The sequence below is a fragment of the Peribacillus sp. CSMR9 genome, assembly GCF_033141925.1.
In the GTDB taxonomy this organism is placed as follows: Bacteria; Bacillota; Bacilli; order Bacillales; family DSM-1321; genus Peribacillus; species Peribacillus simplex_A.
This window is the reverse complement of sequence record NZ_JAOPHO010000076.1, coordinates 1-15,769: the sequence shown is the minus strand read 5'-3', so window position 1 is coordinate 15,769 and position 15,769 is coordinate 1. Positions and strand designations below refer to the sequence as shown.

General features: G+C 41.4%; 17 protein-coding genes and 1 riboswitch. Of the genes, 13 read left to right on the top strand and 4 right to left on the bottom strand.

Features of this window, described 5'->3' with window-relative positions; genetic code table 11:
- Positions 1-161: 161 nt before the first annotated feature.
- The 8 genes from N9I19_RS21400 to N9I19_RS21365 all read left to right on the top strand — a co-directional run bounded on the left by N9I19_RS21400 (position 162) and on the right by N9I19_RS21365 (position 9,604).
- A complete protein-coding gene (locus N9I19_RS21400) occupies positions 162-1,793 on the top strand; it encodes a spore germination protein (RefSeq protein ID WP_317778928.1) in 1,632 nt (543 codons plus the stop codon).
- Positions 1,783-3,009, top strand: a complete 1,227-nt coding sequence (locus tag N9I19_RS21395) for a Ger(x)C family spore germination protein (RefSeq protein ID WP_317778927.1) — start codon at positions 1,783-1,785, stop codon at positions 3,007-3,009. Before N9I19_RS21400 ends, N9I19_RS21395 begins: the two co-directional genes overlap by 11 nt.
- A gap of 21 nt (positions 3,010-3,030) precedes the next feature.
- Positions 3,031-4,140: a GerAB/ArcD/ProY family transporter gene (locus tag N9I19_RS21390; RefSeq protein ID WP_317778926.1), complete on the top strand. Its 1,110-nt coding sequence runs from the start codon at positions 3,031-3,033 to the stop codon at positions 4,138-4,140.
- Positions 4,141-4,167: 27 nt separating this feature from the next.
- Positions 4,168-4,398: a YczF family membrane protein gene (locus N9I19_RS21385; RefSeq protein WP_230300777.1), complete on the top strand. Its 231-nt coding sequence runs from the start codon at positions 4,168-4,170 to the stop codon at positions 4,396-4,398.
- 174 nt (positions 4,399-4,572) lie between these two features.
- Positions 4,573-7,794, top strand: coding sequence for a DEAD/DEAH box helicase (locus tag N9I19_RS21380; RefSeq protein WP_317778925.1), 3,222 nt, complete (start codon positions 4,573-4,575; stop codon positions 7,792-7,794).
- A gap of 242 nt (positions 7,795-8,036) precedes the next feature.
- Positions 8,037-8,519 (top strand): DUF2975 domain-containing protein, encoded by a 483-nt coding sequence (locus N9I19_RS21375; RefSeq protein ID WP_317778924.1) that lies wholly within the window; start codon positions 8,037-8,039, stop codon positions 8,517-8,519.
- 10 nt (positions 8,520-8,529) lie between these two features.
- On the top strand, positions 8,530-8,751 hold the full coding sequence (locus tag N9I19_RS21370) for a helix-turn-helix domain-containing protein (protein WP_061464508.1): 222 nt from the start codon (positions 8,530-8,532) through the stop codon (positions 8,749-8,751).
- Positions 8,752-8,812: 61 nt separating this feature from the next.
- Complete coding sequence (locus N9I19_RS21365) at positions 8,813-9,604, top strand: DUF817 domain-containing protein (RefSeq protein WP_317778929.1); 792 nt, start codon at positions 8,813-8,815, stop codon at positions 9,602-9,604.
- A gap of 161 nt (positions 9,605-9,765) precedes the next feature.
- Here the strand turns inward: N9I19_RS21365 and N9I19_RS21360 are convergent, their stop codons facing one another.
- The 3 genes from N9I19_RS21360 to N9I19_RS21350 all read right to left on the bottom strand — a co-directional run bounded on the left by N9I19_RS21360 (position 9,766) and on the right by N9I19_RS21350 (position 11,731).
- Positions 9,766-10,080 carry a DMT family transporter gene (locus N9I19_RS21360; RefSeq protein ID WP_061464506.1) on the bottom strand — a complete coding sequence of 105 codons (315 nt, stop codon included), beginning with the start codon at positions 10,078-10,080 and terminating at the stop codon, positions 9,766-9,768.
- A complete protein-coding gene (locus N9I19_RS21355; RefSeq protein WP_317778923.1) occupies positions 10,080-10,421 on the bottom strand; it encodes a DMT family transporter in 342 nt (113 codons plus the stop codon). The genes N9I19_RS21360 and N9I19_RS21355 overlap by 1 nt, the downstream gene beginning before the upstream one ends.
- A 72-nt stretch (positions 10,422-10,493) precedes the next feature.
- Positions 10,494-10,594, bottom strand: a riboswitch (guanidine-I (ykkC/yxkD leader).
- Between the two features lie 165 nt (positions 10,595-10,759).
- Entirely contained in the window at positions 10,760-11,731 is a 972-nt protein-coding gene (locus tag N9I19_RS21350; RefSeq protein ID WP_061464503.1) for a DMT family transporter, read from the bottom strand.
- A 541-nt stretch (positions 11,732-12,272) separates the two neighbouring features.
- Here N9I19_RS21350 and abrB point away from each other — a divergent pair.
- Positions 12,273-12,557 (top strand): transition state genes transcriptional regulator AbrB, encoded by a 285-nt coding sequence (gene abrB, locus N9I19_RS21345; RefSeq protein WP_061464502.1) that lies wholly within the window; start codon positions 12,273-12,275, stop codon positions 12,555-12,557.
- Between the two features lie 69 nt (positions 12,558-12,626).
- Here the strand turns inward: abrB and N9I19_RS21340 are convergent, their stop codons facing one another.
- On the bottom strand, positions 12,627-13,064 hold the full coding sequence (locus tag N9I19_RS21340; RefSeq protein ID WP_089364751.1) for a GNAT family N-acetyltransferase: 438 nt from the start codon (positions 13,062-13,064) through the stop codon (positions 12,627-12,629).
- A gap of 285 nt (positions 13,065-13,349) precedes the next feature.
- Between N9I19_RS21340 and N9I19_RS21335 the strand changes: the two genes are divergently transcribed.
- The 4 genes from N9I19_RS21335 (at position 13,350) to N9I19_RS21320 (ending at position 15,541) form a co-directional block, all read left to right on the top strand.
- Entirely contained in the window at positions 13,350-13,577 is a 228-nt protein-coding gene (locus N9I19_RS21335) for a hypothetical protein (RefSeq protein ID WP_317778922.1), read from the top strand.
- Positions 13,528-13,863 (top strand): hypothetical protein, encoded by a 336-nt coding sequence (locus N9I19_RS21330; protein WP_317778921.1) that lies wholly within the window; start codon positions 13,528-13,530, stop codon positions 13,861-13,863. Before N9I19_RS21335 ends, N9I19_RS21330 begins: the two co-directional genes overlap by 50 nt.
- A 159-nt stretch (positions 13,864-14,022) precedes the next feature.
- Positions 14,023-14,571, top strand: coding sequence for a YfiT family bacillithiol transferase (locus N9I19_RS21325; protein ID WP_317778920.1), 549 nt, complete (start codon positions 14,023-14,025; stop codon positions 14,569-14,571).
- 484 nt (positions 14,572-15,055) lie between these two features.
- On the top strand, positions 15,056-15,541 hold the full coding sequence (locus N9I19_RS21320) for an SRPBCC family protein (protein WP_317778919.1): 486 nt from the start codon (positions 15,056-15,058) through the stop codon (positions 15,539-15,541).
- The last annotated feature ends 228 nt before the right edge of the window (positions 15,542-15,769 follow it).

Here is a 15,769-nt window from a genome sequence, read left to right as displayed (position 1 = left end):
TGAACCGCCGTATACCGAACGGTACGTACGGTGGTGTGAGAGGTCGGAGGCTAGGCGCCTCCTCCTACTCGATTTGTGTGAGCAAGAAGGTGGAACTCAGAATAAAGGGAATGTGCTTTGGACAAAATGAGTGAAACGAAAAAGGAATGAGGTTCGGTGCTATGGCTTCTTTTTTCAAACAAAAAAGACAAATGAAACAAAATGAAAAGAAAAAGGAAGATGAAGGTCAATCCAAAACACCTGATTATATTGAAAGTTCCATTTCGGCCAATCTGGAAATCGTGAAGAATAAGACGGGAAACAGTCCGGACATTATTATCCGAACGTTGAAAATAGGTCAAAATCCGGAAATAAAAACGACTATTTTGTATGTGCAGGGTCTGATTGATAATCCAAGCGTTACGGATTTTTTAATTGAATCTATCATGAAAAACCCTCATCTATCAGAAAAAATACTTCCACAAGAAGCGTTGGATGTAATCTCTGAAGACGTGATTTCCCTCGGTGGTGTAGAAACCGTCAAGGAATGGGAAAAATTATTTTTGTCATTATTATCAGGGGATAGCATCATTTTTGTTGATGGTATAAACATAGCCTTGGTTGCCAGTACAAAAGGGGGAGAACGGCGCTCGATTCAGGAACCAAGCACGCATTTGACTGTCAGGGGATCAAGAGAAGGGTTCACGGAATCGAATGGAACGAACATCGCCATGTTACGCCGCATCATCAATACCCCGGATTTATGGATAGAGTCGATGAAAATAGGCACCGTGACAAAAACGGATGTTTCCATCATGTATATAAATGGGATTGCCAAGGAAGGGATCGTCGAAGAGGTCAAGAAGCGCTTAAACCGAATTAACATCGATAGCATTCTTGAATCAGGATATATTGAACAATTGATAGAAGACCAGGTCATGACCCCATTCCCAACCCTTAACCATACAGAAAGACCGGATATGGTCGCAGGAAATCTTCTGGAAGGAAGAGTGGCGATATTCGTTAATGGAACGCCTTTCGTCTTGGTAGCCCCGGCAATATTTGTACAGTTTTTTCAATCCGTCGAAGACTACTATAATCGATTCGACATTGCTTCAGCCACTCGTTTTTTACGGATCATCGTTTTCATCATTTCTATAGTCGGGCCGGCTGTCTATGTTGCAGCCACGACCTTTCATCAGGAAATGATCCCAACGAAGTTGCTGGTCATCGTTGCGGCCCAAAGGGAAACGGTTCCATTGCCGGCCGTCATTGAAGCGCTTCTCATGGAAATGACTTTTGAAATATTAAGGGAAGCAAGCCTTCGGATGCCAAAGGCTGTCGGTTCGACCATGTCCATTGTAGGGGCATTGGTGATTGGGCAGGCTGCAGTCCAGGCCGGCATCGTATCGCCGGCAATGGTCATCATCGTTTCGATCACGGCGATTGCCAGTTTTGCTACCCCATCTTATTCAATAGCCATTTCAGCCCGTATAGTGCGTTTCGGATTTATCATTTGTGCCGGTGTTTTAGGTTTTTATGGGATGATTTTAGCCTTTATAGTCCTTATTGTCCATTTATGCAGCCTTCGTTCACTTGGAGTCCCTTATATGACGCCGCTGGCCCCTCTGGATCTGGAAGGGTTAGGCGACACATTCTTCAGAAGACCTATGTGGGCATTCAAGGAAAGGCCAAAATTTTTAACCAACGAAAATAATCTGATAAGGGAAGGCGATAATCAAAGACCTCTGCCTCCTGAATCGCGTGGAATGAAAACTTCTGACGAGAAAAAAGGTGAAGGCAATGAATCGTAAAAGATTAGTTCTGCTCTGGATGATGTTGATCGCCACCATATTCACCTCAGGCTGTTGGGATAAAAGAGAATTAAACGAAATGGCCATCGTCTCGGCGGTTGGACTCGATAAAAATAAAGAAGGAAAGATAGTGGGAACATTCCAAATCATTAATCCAAGCAATGTAGCGGGAGCTCTTCAGGGCGGCGGCGGAACAAATCCACCGATATCCATTTATAGGGCCACCGGAGATAATGTGCTTGAATTGGATAGTAGCGCTACAACTAAAATCTCGCGTGATATGTATTTTGCTCATGCCAACTTGGTTGTCATCGGTGAGGAACTAGCAAAAGAAGAGGGCCTCAACTATATTTTCGATGCATTTGAGCGTTCACCGGAATTCAGGGCAACTACGAGGATCGTGATTTCCCGAGGTGTAAAAGCCAAGGATATAATCGAAACGTTAACCGCAATCGATAAGGTATCTGCTGAGAAAATCATTAGGACGATTGAAGTCACTGAAAAAACCCAGGGGGAAAATATTAGCATCAATCTCCAAGAAGTGATCAAGAATCTGCTTAGTACCGGGAAAGAACCGATAATAAGTGGTTTTACCGTTAGAGGAGACACAGGTAAAGAGGATAAAATGGAGAATACCCAGTCTTCGGAAATTAAGGCAAACCCTAATGCAGCGGGAATTGGTGTTTTTAAAGATGGAAAATTGATTGACTGGCTGGATGGCGATAAGGCAATAGGGGCAATGTGGGTATTGGATAGGATCGAAAGTACCAATTTAAACATTGATTGGGAGGATAAAAAAGACGCAGTCACCTACCAGGTGATTCGTCAAAAAACTAACGTTTCGGTAAAAATGGAAAATGGAAAACCTAAGGTATTTATAAAGGTCCGTGCAGAAGGAGATATCCGGGAGGTGAATGTTCCTTTGAATCTAACCGATACGCATGTTTTGATAGATATTGAAAAGAAGTTAGCCAAGAAATTAAAGAAGGAGATGGAAGATGCGGTCGTTCGGGCACAAAAAAATAAATCCGATATTTTTGGCTTTGGTGAAATCATGCACGAAAATCACCCTAAAGAATGGAAGAAAATCGAAAAAAACTGGGACGATGTATCTTTTCCTAAGCTCGAAGTAGATGTGCAGGCAGAGACTTTCATTCGCCGTACCGGATTACGTAATAAGCCATTTCTTTCAAATTTAAAAAAGAAAGATCAATAATGGAAAGGAAGTGGCATCCTCATGGAAAAGGCAAAAATCAGCGGTTACCAGCTGTTCGTCCTTATTGTCCTGTTTGAAATGGGCAGTGCACTTTTGGTTCCGCTTGCAGGTGATGCCAAGCAGGCTGCTTGGCTAGTCATCCTTATTGCGATGATAGGCGGATTTTTATTGTTTTTCATTTATTATGGTCTTTTTCAATACTACCCTGATCAGCTGTTAACAGAGTTTGTAAAACATTTATTGGGGAATTTTCTAGGCAGGATCGTAGCTTTTCTATACATCCTTTATTTCATCTATCTTGCTGCAAGGGTGCTGAGGGATTTCGGAGATACACTGCTTACTTTTGCCTATCCTCGTCTTCCGTTATTTTTTGCAAACGCTGTATTCATTTTAGTCGTGGTGTATACGGTCCGTAAAGGGATAGAAGTATTGGCGAGGACGGGGGAACTATTCTTTGTCTTGGAGAATTTACTTTTAATGACCTTCATGCTTCTGATTATTGCTTCAGGCATGATCCATTTAAACAACTTAAAACCCGTTTTTGAAATCAGCGGGACAGAGATGATGAAAATGGGTTTCACTAAAACCGTTTTCTTTCCATTTGGCGAAATCATAGTGTTTTTAATGATTTTTCCTTATTTGAATGAGCCTCAGCGACTGAAAAAAATTGGGATAGGGGGCTTGGCGACAAGCGGGATTTTTCTAGCGATAATAATGGCTGTTAATATTGCTGTACTTGGTGTAGACCTTACAACACGTTCGCAATACCCCCTTCTTACCCTCATTCAGTCTATAGAGGTCGCTGGCTTTCTTGAACGTCTCGATGTGTACTTCTTGTTTTTGTTGTTGATTGGCGGGTTCATCAAGATATGTGTATTTACTTATGTAGCGGTAACGGGTACGGCGAATGTTTTCAATGTTAAACAGCCCTCCAGACTTGCTTACCCTGTTGGCATGGTCATTTTATTGATCTCGATTATTATAGCAAGCAGCTATACGGAACATATCTATGAAGGGCTAGGTGCCGTACCTCATTACATCCATCTGCCATTTCAGGTGATCATCCCGTTGCTTCTCCTGATCATTGCCTTTTTTAAGAATCGAAAAAAAGGAAAACAAGCACCAAAATAAGATCCTAAAAGGTGGAATTGATGAGAAATGAAAATCTTTGGTATTACAGTTTTGATCCTAGCCCCTTTAGTGGTCATATCTTTAGGTATGGATATATTAATGGGATTTGATCTGGATAATTCAATCAAGCATGCCTTTAACCCATTTTTGGTGCAGGATCCCATTGAACTTATCCTTTTTCTCATTCTTCTTGTATTCCTTGTGTTCAGCTTCTTTTATCGAAAAAAAAAGAAAGGCAACACCAAAGGACAACAATGATGGTGCGATATTTCCCCTTGTTGAAATAGAGATGAACTCCGAATATGGGAGTTTGTCTTTTTGCTTTTTTGCAACCTCGTATACCCATTTCATAGTATGATGATTAAATGAGCTTTATTTTTCAGCGGAATGTAAAATCAATTAACAAAAAACCTCAGGAGGGAGGACGGCAATTTGGATATCAAATTGAATCAAAAAATCATAAAAGACATGTGCGGGGCCGTCTCCTTCAAAAGAGGGGAAGCTTTTCATCGTGCCAATAAAGTGACATTTCAAAGTTACCGTCCTGATGGTTGTGAAGCAGCGGTTAAAGGAATGGAAGATTTCCATGTCTCGATCGAAGTGGATTCTGTCGGTGGTTTTCAGACTACATGCAGTTGTCCTTCGCTAGCTTCCTACCAAAGGGATTGTCAGCATATTGCAGCCGTACTGCTGTCGGTTTGCGATCATCAGCGAGAGGGAACGATCCCTGATGGCCTAAATGTACCTGGTTCTGATATTTCAGCCAATAAGAAGTTGTCTGAGGGCTTGCTGACCCTATTCAATAATCAGCCTGTACGCAAAAGCGGTCAGCAGCTCCACTTTGAAAACAGGCAATTGCTTGATGCAGAGTTTACGTGTAAACCTGTAAGGATAGTTACTGGACAATATATGTTAGGAATGGAAATGAAAATCGGTTCTTTCAATTTATTGAATGTCAGGGATTTCCTGAAACGGGTAAAAGAAGGAAAAACTGCCCAATTGACCCTTTCATTTTTATATGACCCTGAACTGCATTGTTTTCATAAGGAAACGGATGCAGTGCTTCAGGAGCTTATTACAGTGATATCGGATGAAAAGGTTTATGTTGATGCCCTTACGGACAAATTTGAATATACAATGGACGATCACTTATTACTTCTGCCTCCATCTTCCTTTCAAAGACTTGTCCCAATCCTTGGTAGGGCGCCATTGGTGAAGCTTGCATATGGAGGCCATACATTTGATGGTCTTCGTTTATCCGGCGAATCGCTTCCTTTACAGTTTGATTTTACCCAAAGCGAGGGCGAAGATTATCAGCTGAATATAAAAGGTTTGAATGAGATGATCGTGATGAATGCATACAAAACGGTCCTATTTGAAGGGAATTTGGTTCAGCTCGAAAAAGAGGATTGCAAACGCCTTTCAGAATTGAAGCAAATGCTCGAGGATTCGGGAATGAATCGAATTCCAATCCATCATGACCAGCTGGAATTATTCCTGGACAAAGTGGTACCAGGTTTGAAAAGGCTCGGTGAAGTCCATATAGCAAGGTCCATCACCGAACTGTTTTTGAAGACACCGCTGGTTGCTAAGCTATACTTGGATCGAGTGAAAAACAGGCTGCTTGCGGGGCTGGAATTCCACTATGAAAATATCGTGATCAACCCATTGGAAAAACAGGAATCCAAGGCGGTCGCCATGCTTATAAGGGATTTGGATAAGGAGGCGGAGATACAAAAGCTTATGAAGGAAAGCCTGTTTGCCGAGACTGACGGCGGCTATTTCTTACATAATGAAGAGCTGGAGTATGAGTTTTTATACCACATCGTTCCAAAACTTCAAAAGCTGGTACAAATCTATGCCACGACAGCTGTCAGAAACCGGATTTCCCGTGGGAATGCTGCACCCCGCATTAGGGTCAAAATCAAAAAAGAACGGACTGATTGGCTCGAATTCAAATTTGAAATGGATGCGATCCCCGATAAACATATACGTGAGGTCTTAGCAGCGCTTGAAGAGAAAAGGAAGTACTATCGTTTAAGAAATGGATCGCTGCTTTCCCTTGAAACAAGGGAGTTCGAGGAAATCAATCGGTTTCTGAATGCACTTCCCGTACAAAATGAAGACCTGGAAAACAGTCTGAACATGCCAATCGTAAAAGGGCTGCAACTCCTTGATTCCGTTAATGACAGCCAGACATTCACATTGGAGGAATCATTCCGTCAGTTTTTGGATAACATCAGGAATCCGAGTGCCTTGGAGTTCGTGGTGCCAAATAGTCTTGGGCCGATTTTGCGCGATTATCAAAAGAACGGTTACAAATGGATGAAAATACTTGCCCAATACGGATTTGGCGGGATTCTGGCTGATGATATGGGACTGGGAAAAACACTGCAAAGCATCACGTTCATTTTATCGGAGCTGCCTGAAATCCGTAAGAAAAGGGTTCCTGCGCTTATTGTCTGCCCTTCATCATTAACCTACAATTGGCTGAGCGAATTCACTAAATTCGCCCCTGATATACAAGCCGTCGTCGTGGATGGCCACAAAAAGGAAAGGTCGAAGCTGTTTAAGGAAGTAATGGACGTGGATGTAGTGATCACCTCTTATCCATTGCTCCGGAAGGATATCACGTGGTTTGAAAAAGAGGACTTCCATACGGTGTTTTTCGATGAGGCACAGGCCTTTAAGAACCCAGGGACACAAACGGCACGAGCGGCCAAGAAAATAAAAGCGGCACATCGCTTCGCGTTAACTGGTACACCCATCGAGAATTCACTAGAAGAACTTTGGTCCCTTTTTCATGTGGTATTCCCTGAGCTATTCATGGGGTTAAAGGAGTATAGTAACCTCTCAAGGAAACAGATTTCCCGGAGAATCCGGCCATTTTTGCTGCGGAGAATGAAAGAGGATGTGCTTGCGGAACTCCCGGAAAAAGTCGAATCGCTGGAATCGATGGAACTGCTTCCAGATCAGAAGAAACTGTACGGCGCCTATCTGGCGAAGCTGCGGCATGATACGCTGAAACACTTGGACAAGGACACCCTCAGGAAAAATCGGATCAGGATCCTCGCTGGCTTGACCCGGCTTCGGCAAATATGCTGTCACCCCGCCTTGTTTGTGGACGGTTATAAAGGCAGCTCGGCAAAATATGAGCAACTGATGCAAATTCTCGAGGAATCGAAGCATTCTGGAAGACGGGTGCTGATTTTCTCGCAATTTACAAAAATGCTTCAAATCATCGGCAGGGATTTGGCTATTAAAGGACAGGCCTTTTTCTACTTGGATGGACAAACTCCATCAAAAGAACGTGTGGAAATCTGCAATCGGTTTAATGCAGGAGAACGGGATGTATTCCTCATTTCATTGAAAGCGGGCGGTACGGGTCTCAATCTGACGGGTGCCGATACAGTCATTCTATATGACCTTTGGTGGAATCCAGCAGTGGAAGAACAAGCCGCGGACCGTGCCCATCGAATGGGGCAGAAGAATGTGGTTCAGGTCATCAAACTTGTTGCCCGTGGCACAATTGAAGAAAAAATGAATGAACTGCAAGAGAAAAAGAGACACCTTATTGAAGAAATCATCGACCCTGGGGAAAAATCATCATCTGCACTTACAGAAGAGGATATCAGGGAAATCCTGATGATATAAGAAGAGGGATACGGTTACGCAGACCAGTAGAGCTGAAGGGAACCATAGTTATTAATTTATGAATTGAATAGTTTAGTTATGGAGCATTTCTTCGTAATGAGGAATGCTTTTTTATATTTTTTAAAAATGGAAAGGATATTTCGGTAACAATAATAATATAATAAAAAACAACAATGTTTTATTGTAAAACGATAAAAGGTGTGTTAAATTCAAATGGACAAAAAATTAATGAGGTGCTTTTTATGAAACAAGTGTCAACGATCTTTTTAAAGATAGCTGTTATTCTTATTGGAATGCCGATTCTTGTTTTGTGCATCTTTTTGGTGCCTGGGATAGCGAAGTTTGCAGCAGAATTGTATCCGGATATGGCTTATTTGAAATATCTCGTTTTAATCGATTTGTATGCATCTGCGATACCATTTTACTTTGCTCTATATCAAGCTTTTAAACTTTTAAGCTTTATTGACAAGAACAAAGCTTTCTCGGAATTATCCGTAAGAGCTTTAAAAAAGATAAAATACTGTGCAATCACAATCAGTAGCTTGTATGTGGCAGGCATGCCGCTCTTTTATCTCATGGCGGAAATGGACGACGCCCCAGGTATCATATTAATCGGATTGGTCGTCATTTTTGCTTCAATGGTGATTGCAGTCTTTGCTGCTGTTCTTCAAAGGCTTTTACAAGAAGCCATCGATATAAAATCAGAAAATGACTTAATAGTCTGAGGTGGAAAACATGGCAATTATAATCAATATTGATGTGATGCTCGCTAAAAGGAAAATGAGTGTTACAGAACTTTCTGAGAGGGTTGGAATAACGATGGCTAACCTTTCCATATTGAAAAACGGTAAGGCAAAAGCGATTCGATTATCCACTTTAGAGTCGATTTGTAAGGCTTTGGAATGTCAGCCCGGAGATATTTTAGAATACCGAAATGATGAAGACACCCAAGGTTAAAAAGTGGAAGAAAGGGGAGTTACTCATGAATTTAACCATTAAAAAAGTGGAGACACCAATCATGAGAGCACTGAAACAACTCGTTCGTTTTGGTTGGGAGCAAGCCCTGTCATGTTTGTTTCCTGCCGTTATTTTTGCTTCTTTGGCTATTACAAGATTCATTCCGCTTCCCTTCCTGCCACGGTATGACTGGCTGCTCATCATCTGCCTTCTGATGCAGTGGTGGATGGTGCGTTCTAGGCTTGAAACAAGGGATGAGCTAAAGGTTATCACATTGTTCCACCTTATTGGACTTGCACTTGAACTTTTCAAGGTACATATGGGCTCCTGGACTTATCCAGAGGAAGGATATTTCAAAATTTTTGGAGTGCCTCTTTATAGCGGATTCATGTACGCAAGTGTAGCGAGTTATCTTTGCCAGGCGTGGAGGAGGTTAAAGGTCGAACTGGTCAAGTGGCCACCATATTTGGTCGTTGTACCTCTTGCTGCTGCTATTTATTTAAATTTTTTCACACACCATTATTGGATTGATGTTCGTTGGTGGTTATCCGGACTTGTTATCATCGTCTTTTGGCGATCATTGGTCACATACGAGGTTGGTGGAACTCGTTATCGTATGCCAATCGCACTTTCATTTGTGCTCATCGGATTTTTTATATGGATAGCTGAAAATATCGCAACATTCTTTGGAGCTTGGGAGTATCCAAACCAAACCGATGCATGGAGTCTCGTTCATCTAGGAAAGGTAAGCTCATGGCTCTTATTAGTGATTGTTAGCTTCCTTATAGTAGCGACGCTAAAACAGGTTAAGGGGAACGATTCCACTAAGATGGATGCAAGTCAATTTTTATAAAATGACTTCACGTGAAAAATTCTTCTTAATTCAAGTTAGGTAAAAAGACGGCACATAATATATATGTGTCGTCTTTGATTTTCTAAGCTTTTATAAAAAATTGTAGTGTATATTCCTTTTTTTCTTTTGGAATTTCTACGAAAAATCGCCTTCATTCATTCCTATGAAACAAGTTTTAATCCCACTGCTGCACCAAGGACCATGGCTATAAAAACGATCCTTCTCCAATCTTTGGATTCTCCATATAAGAGCATCCCGATTATCGCTCCTCCTGATGCGCCAATCCCTGTCCAGATAGCATAAGCTGTCCCCATCGGCAAGGTTTGCATGGCGTAAGCAAGAAATAGAAAACTTGCTCCAAATCCGATGAATAACAGCAGCAAGGATTGCCAATTCCGGTCTTTATGCAATTTATTTATCATCGCAACCCCAAACATTTCAAATAGCCCCGCTAAGATTAAAGAGACCCAAGCCATTAAGATTCATCCCCTTTCCCAGCCTTATCATCAGTCACTAGCTTCAAGCCGATCACCCCTGATAATAAGAGGAGGATCAATAGCATTTTGCTCAGCTTGAAGGATTCTCCAAAGAAAATGATTTCGGAAAAAACGGTCCCCGCGGTCCCCATACCGACAAAAACGGCATATACCGTTCCGACAGGAAGCTTCCTGCCAGCCATAATCATCAAATAAAAACTGATGATGATCGAAATGACCGTTCCAGACCAAGTCCAAAAGTCATCTGCATGTTTTAAGCCAATCACCCAAAATACTTCAAAAAAAGCTGCAATGAATACTTTAATCCAGTTTGTGCCCATGAAATATCGCACCTCCGATTTTATTCTTTACCAAAAAAACAAAAAAAGCCCAAGAGATAACCGTTAAACAGTTTCTCCCAGGCTTTTATCCTTCCGTGACACAGCATGCTGTGAGTTTTCTCTCGGACCAGACCAGCAATAAGACGCACTGCGGAACCCTAGAAAACCTTTGACATATACAATTACCTTTCATTATACATACTTTTTGAACTTACTCAAGGTAAAAGTTTAATGAAAAAAATGAATGGTGAACTTTTTTGCCACTCTAAAAATCATCAATTTATCATGACCTGTCAATGGTAAAAAAGAGCGTAGCAGTTTCTTTTTTGACTTGCTATTTAAGCACTCACGGTCCGTTTCCGGGATGAACCTTCTTTTTTATGTGACACATAGCTATGAAGGATCATTCCTATGATAACGATAAAGATGCCGAACCACGATAACGGAGAAGGAATCGGTAACGATAGGAATAGTAATTCGCCAGCTAAGGCAAAAAGCACCTCCATTGATTGAGTAGCTTCAACTGAAGCTAATTTCTGCATATTTCCACTTACCAAATCAGTCGCTTTGAAAAAAAGGACCGTGGCAATGACACCAGAAAATAGTGCTACCAAAAGGGATTGAAAACTCTGCATCTTCGTCGGAGCCCCTACTGTAAAGAAACCGTACAATGAAAGCAGAAACCAGAAAGGCAGACTCGCCAACGTCATTCCTAATACACGTTGATAAGCATCCAAACGCCCTTCGGATACTTCCATCATTTTGCGATTTCCCAAAGGGTATGCAAACGAGGCGATGACGATGGGGATGACTCCCAACCAGAGATTGGCCATTGAAATGTGCCTGGTGTGTTCGAGTTGCATCAGGATGATTCCAAGCAGAATGATCATGGACATGAGGAGGCCTTTCACAGAAACCTTTCCCCTTTGCCTTTCGAGACCATCCTTCGTTTGGACATTTTCAAAAAACAGCGGCGCAAGTAATGCACCCGAAATGATCGTGATTTGCCAAGTGCCGGCGATTAGCCAGCCAGGTGAGTAGGCGGATGCAAAGCATAAAGGAGCATAGAACAACCCAAATCCTACAAAACTCCAAAGCAGCCAAGGTCCCGGCCGTTCTCTCATCACCCGTAAAAGGGGGCGCAGGTTTTTTCTGCTTAATACGATACACAGCAGAAAAGGCACCATAAAGATATAACGAAGTGAAGCACTCCATATCCAACTTCCACCAGACAACTCCATGGATTGATTTAAAACAAACGTGAATGCAAAAAAGAAAGCAGAACAAATACCTAATATAATCGGACGCAATTGACTCACCTCAATCTATTTTATGAGCCAGTAATTAGCCAAGACTCTTTAAGTGCGGCAATCGTTTCGGCTTTCTTCTTACTATAAAAGACTTTAAAACATTCTTATCAGAAGTATCACGTTCCACTGCATCAAAGGCAGAAGAAAAAAATTTTCGGAATATTAAAATCTATCCATTTAAATTGTCCTTCAAATGCAAAAGAAAATCAACAGGATTCTTTTAGACTAGTGATATTCCCTCTCCATCATTCGACATGGAATGAAAGGAGTGGTTGTTGAAAATAAAATGGGAACGTTGGCAGTTGAACTGTAGAATTAGTAATATATACCATCATAATAACAGGAAATGGCGGCATGACGGGCTTTATGAAGGGTTTATTAAAATTGAGTGTAAAAATGTTATAAAGGCAGATAATATACGAAGATACGAGAATTGACGAATATGGTAGGGAGTGGTATCTTAATAGAAGTGCAAATAATGTCGAATGGTGACGAAATATATAGAATCCCCATTTGAAAGAAAAATAGTGAGGTAAATTAAATGAAATCTACAGGTATAGTACGTAAAGTTGACGAATTAGGACGGGTAGTTATTCCAATTGAATTACGCCGTACATTAGGAATTAATGAGAAAGATGCTTTGGAGATCTACGTAGAACAAGAGCGCATAATCCTTCAAAAATATAAACCAAACATGACTTGTCAAGTAACAGGTGACGTTTCCGATGACAATATGAAACTTGCTGACGGTAAATTAATACTTAGCGCTGAAGGTGCTGAACTTCTTATTAAAGAAATTCAAGCTAGCCTGGAAACCGCTAAATAAATAATTAGTTTTCTAGATAAATAGCATTAAAGTGTAGGGAAAAGAAAATTTTCCCTACACTTTTTTATATTAAATGGTGAAATGATAAAAATAATTCGATTCACGAACGAAACCAATTTTCTCGTAAAGCTTTTGTGCATTTACATTATCCTTACCTGTCTCGAGTAAAACCCCCTTGGCGCCTGTTTCCCGTGCGAAAGTGATGGCCCCCTTCAATAACTCCTCGCCAAATCCTTTTTTGCGGGCGGACTCTTTCACGTATAAATCGTTCAATACCCATGACCGCACCATACTTACAGAAGAAAAGGAAGGGTATAATTGAACAAAACCAACAGGATTTCCTTCTTCAAATGCCATAAAAACCACAGACTCTCCATTCGTCAGTCTTTCTCTTAAAAACTCCCTTGCACGATCAGGATCGGATGTTTGCTCATAAAACACTCTGTATAAATCAAAAAGTTCTGTCAGAGATTCAAGCTCAAGTATTGTCGCTTTCTGAATGCTCATATTTGGAAACCCCCATTGCTAGAATACTCTTAATTTACCATTTTTTTATGCCTTATGATATATATCCCACTAAAAAATGAATAGTTCCCAGCTCAAAATTCAGGAACCAAAAAGGCACCATCCAAATTTTTTCATAACTAAGAGGGCTTTTAAACACAAGATGAGCAGCAAACTCATGAGAAAAGAGCGTTTACTCGTGAAATAAGTTGACTTACTCGTGAAATTAGGTCATTTACTCGTGAAATAAGTGGATTTACTCGTGAAATTGGGTCATTTACTCGTGAATTGATCTTTACTCGCCTGAATGAGCAGCAAACTCATGAGAAAAGAGCGTTTACTCGTGAAATAAGTGGATTTACTCGTGAAATTGGGTCATTTACTCGTGAATTGATCTTTACTTGCCTGAATGAGCAGCAAACTCATGAGAAAAGAGCGTTTACTCGTGAAATAAGTGGATTTACTCGTGAAATTGAATCAAATACTCGTGAATTTGATCTTCACTCGCCTGAATGAGCAGCAAACTCATGAGAAAAGAGCGTTTACTCGTGAAATAAGTGGGTTTACTCGTGAATTTAGTGGATTTACTCGTGAGATTAGGTCATTTACTCGTGAAAAAAGTGGATTTACTCGTGAAATTGGATCAAATACTCGTGAATTGATCTTTACTCGCCTGAATGAGCAGCAAACTCATGAGAAAAGAGCGTTTACTCGTGAATTTATTTGTGTATCAAGTCCTAATATATTACCAGATACGCTAACGTCAAGATCGAGCTTTTATATGATGTGGATGGAAGCATAGATGTCTTGATTATTTAATCCAGCGTATAGCGGGTTAATTAGAAAAGCGATCAAGATCAATATAGGGGTTGCATTAGCTAAGGGTTGCAAGTATAAAGGACTTGTCAGCATTGATAAAGAATTATATATAGGTGCATTGGACATAAAGAGGGAGAATGAGATGGATTTGAGATACCCGATTGGAAGGTTTCAGTTTGATGGGGAAATTACTAGTGGTGTGGCCGAGGGCTGGATCAAGGAGATTGAGGCTTTGCCTGGAATGCTGCGGGAGGCAGTAGGCAGCATGGATGATGAACAGCTTGATACGGCTTATCGTCCTGGAGGATGGACGGTCCGCCAAGTCGTGCATCATGTTGCTGATAGTCATATGAATGCGTATATTCGCTTTAAATTGGCCCTTACGGAAAATAGCCCGGTCATTAAACCGTATGAGGAGGGGCGATGGGCAGAGCTGCCTGATTATGATTTGCCGATTGATATTTCTTTATCACTAATCGAAGCGGTACACACCCGCTTAGGCAAACTTTTATCACGCCTTCATGCAGACGACCTGAACCGGGCATTCATCCATCCTGATTCGGGAGAGGTGACGGTCGGTGAAAATATTGGCATTTATGCATGGCATGGCCGCCATCATCTTGCTCACATTACTTCTTTATCAAAGCGCCCGGGGATGGTGAATATAACTGTATCTCCTGAAAGTGAGTGAAAACTGTGAGTGCTGATGTGAGAGTCGAAAGTTTAACATCAATTGGAGTCCGTCTTAATGAGCTTTCGGACCTTTTGATGCAGGTGGTGGAAGATGGCTTGTCCATTGGTTTTTTCCTCCCATGAAAGGTCTTTAGTCCATTGCCTATTGGGAGAGTGCCATAAATCCTGATGTGATTCTATTTGTCGCTAAATGGGTGAGACAGCCGGAAGTGTACAGTTACATTTATGCTCAAAGCGGAACGGGGGCAATCGGGCGGAAATGGCAAAATTAATGGCGCATACTGAGTATAGTCGAAATGTTTAAGGCCGTTCACTCATGCAGCAGGCTGAGGAGTGGCAAGGAGGGACGGACATTATAGGTCCTTGATGCAAGGGAAGTTTCCTGTATCTCAAAAGGAGAATTCCATCCTACCATTTTTTATCATAAAAATCAGATCTAGTAGGCCGGAACATTTGGACGAATTGAATGGGGAGGAATGTGTATGCAAGCTGTAATCGAAAAAGAAGGAAATGGGATCATCGCAAGATTCTATCGCCAGCTCGATCATTCGGTGGAAAAGGTATGGGGTGCTTTAACTGAGAATGATCAGGTGGAAAAGTGGATGTCCAACCTGGAAATGAAGGACCTTCGAAAAGACGGGACCATAAAATTCAATATGAATGATGGGTCAGGGGACTCCTTTGATATGAAGATAAGGGATTTTCAGGAATCTGCCGTTTTAGATTTTGAATGGGGTGACGGCTGGGTTCGTTTCGAGGTATCCCCTGAAAAGGATGGATGTTCATTAGTATTGAAAGAATCCATCCGGCCAGTTAATGATCATACATCAAAAGATTTGGCAGGCTGGCATGTTTGCCTAGATATGTTAAGTGATTTACTGGCTGGTCAATATAAGGATTTTCCAATGGATGAATGGGAAAAATGGCATAAGGAATATATGATCGCCGTCAAACGTATTGATGGATGAATGGCATGCAGGCTGATACATAAGGATTATAATAGACGCAATAGGTCAGCCATTCACCAAGGCGAATAAAAGGTAAGGGAAGGCACTTGCTTTTATGGAAATGATCAGCATCAATCAGCAGACCGGCATATCATCAGTCGGTCTGCTTTTATTTGTGCGCCCGGCATGGGTGCAATCTATAGGGTGAAAGTCCCGAACCATGAAGGCAGTAGTAGTGGTTAGCTTAAT

Coding starts and splice junctions, on each gene's coding strand:
- N9I19_RS21400 (WP_317778928.1), top strand. CDS start 162: ATGGCTTCTTTTTTCAAACAAAAAAGACAAATGAAACAAAATGAAAAG.
- N9I19_RS21395 (WP_317778927.1), top strand. CDS start 1,783: ATGAATCGTAAAAGATTAGTTCTGCTCTGGATGATGTTGATCGCCACC.
- N9I19_RS21390 (WP_317778926.1), top strand. CDS start 3,031: ATGGAAAAGGCAAAAATCAGCGGTTACCAGCTGTTCGTCCTTATTGTC.
- N9I19_RS21385 (WP_230300777.1), top strand. CDS start 4,168: ATGAAAATCTTTGGTATTACAGTTTTGATCCTAGCCCCTTTAGTGGTC.
- N9I19_RS21375 (WP_317778924.1), top strand. CDS start 8,037: ATGAAACAAGTGTCAACGATCTTTTTAAAGATAGCTGTTATTCTTATT.
- N9I19_RS21370 (WP_061464508.1), top strand. CDS start 8,530: ATGGCAATTATAATCAATATTGATGTGATGCTCGCTAAAAGGAAAATG.
- N9I19_RS21365 (WP_317778929.1), top strand. CDS start 8,813: ATGAGAGCACTGAAACAACTCGTTCGTTTTGGTTGGGAGCAAGCCCTG.
- N9I19_RS21360 (WP_061464506.1), bottom strand. CDS start 10,080: ATGGCTTGGGTCTCTTTAATCTTAGCGGGGCTATTTGAAATGTTTGGG.
- N9I19_RS21355 (WP_317778923.1), bottom strand. CDS start 10,421: ATGGGCACAAACTGGATTAAAGTATTCATTGCAGCTTTTTTTGAAGTA.
- abrB (WP_061464502.1), top strand. CDS start 12,273: ATGAAATCTACAGGTATAGTACGTAAAGTTGACGAATTAGGACGGGTA.
- N9I19_RS21340 (WP_089364751.1), bottom strand. CDS start 13,064: ATGAGCATTCAGAAAGCGACAATACTTGAGCTTGAATCTCTGACAGAA.
- N9I19_RS21325 (WP_317778920.1), top strand. CDS start 14,023: ATGGATTTGAGATACCCGATTGGAAGGTTTCAGTTTGATGGGGAAATT.
- N9I19_RS21320 (WP_317778919.1), top strand. CDS start 15,056: ATGCAAGCTGTAATCGAAAAAGAAGGAAATGGGATCATCGCAAGATTC.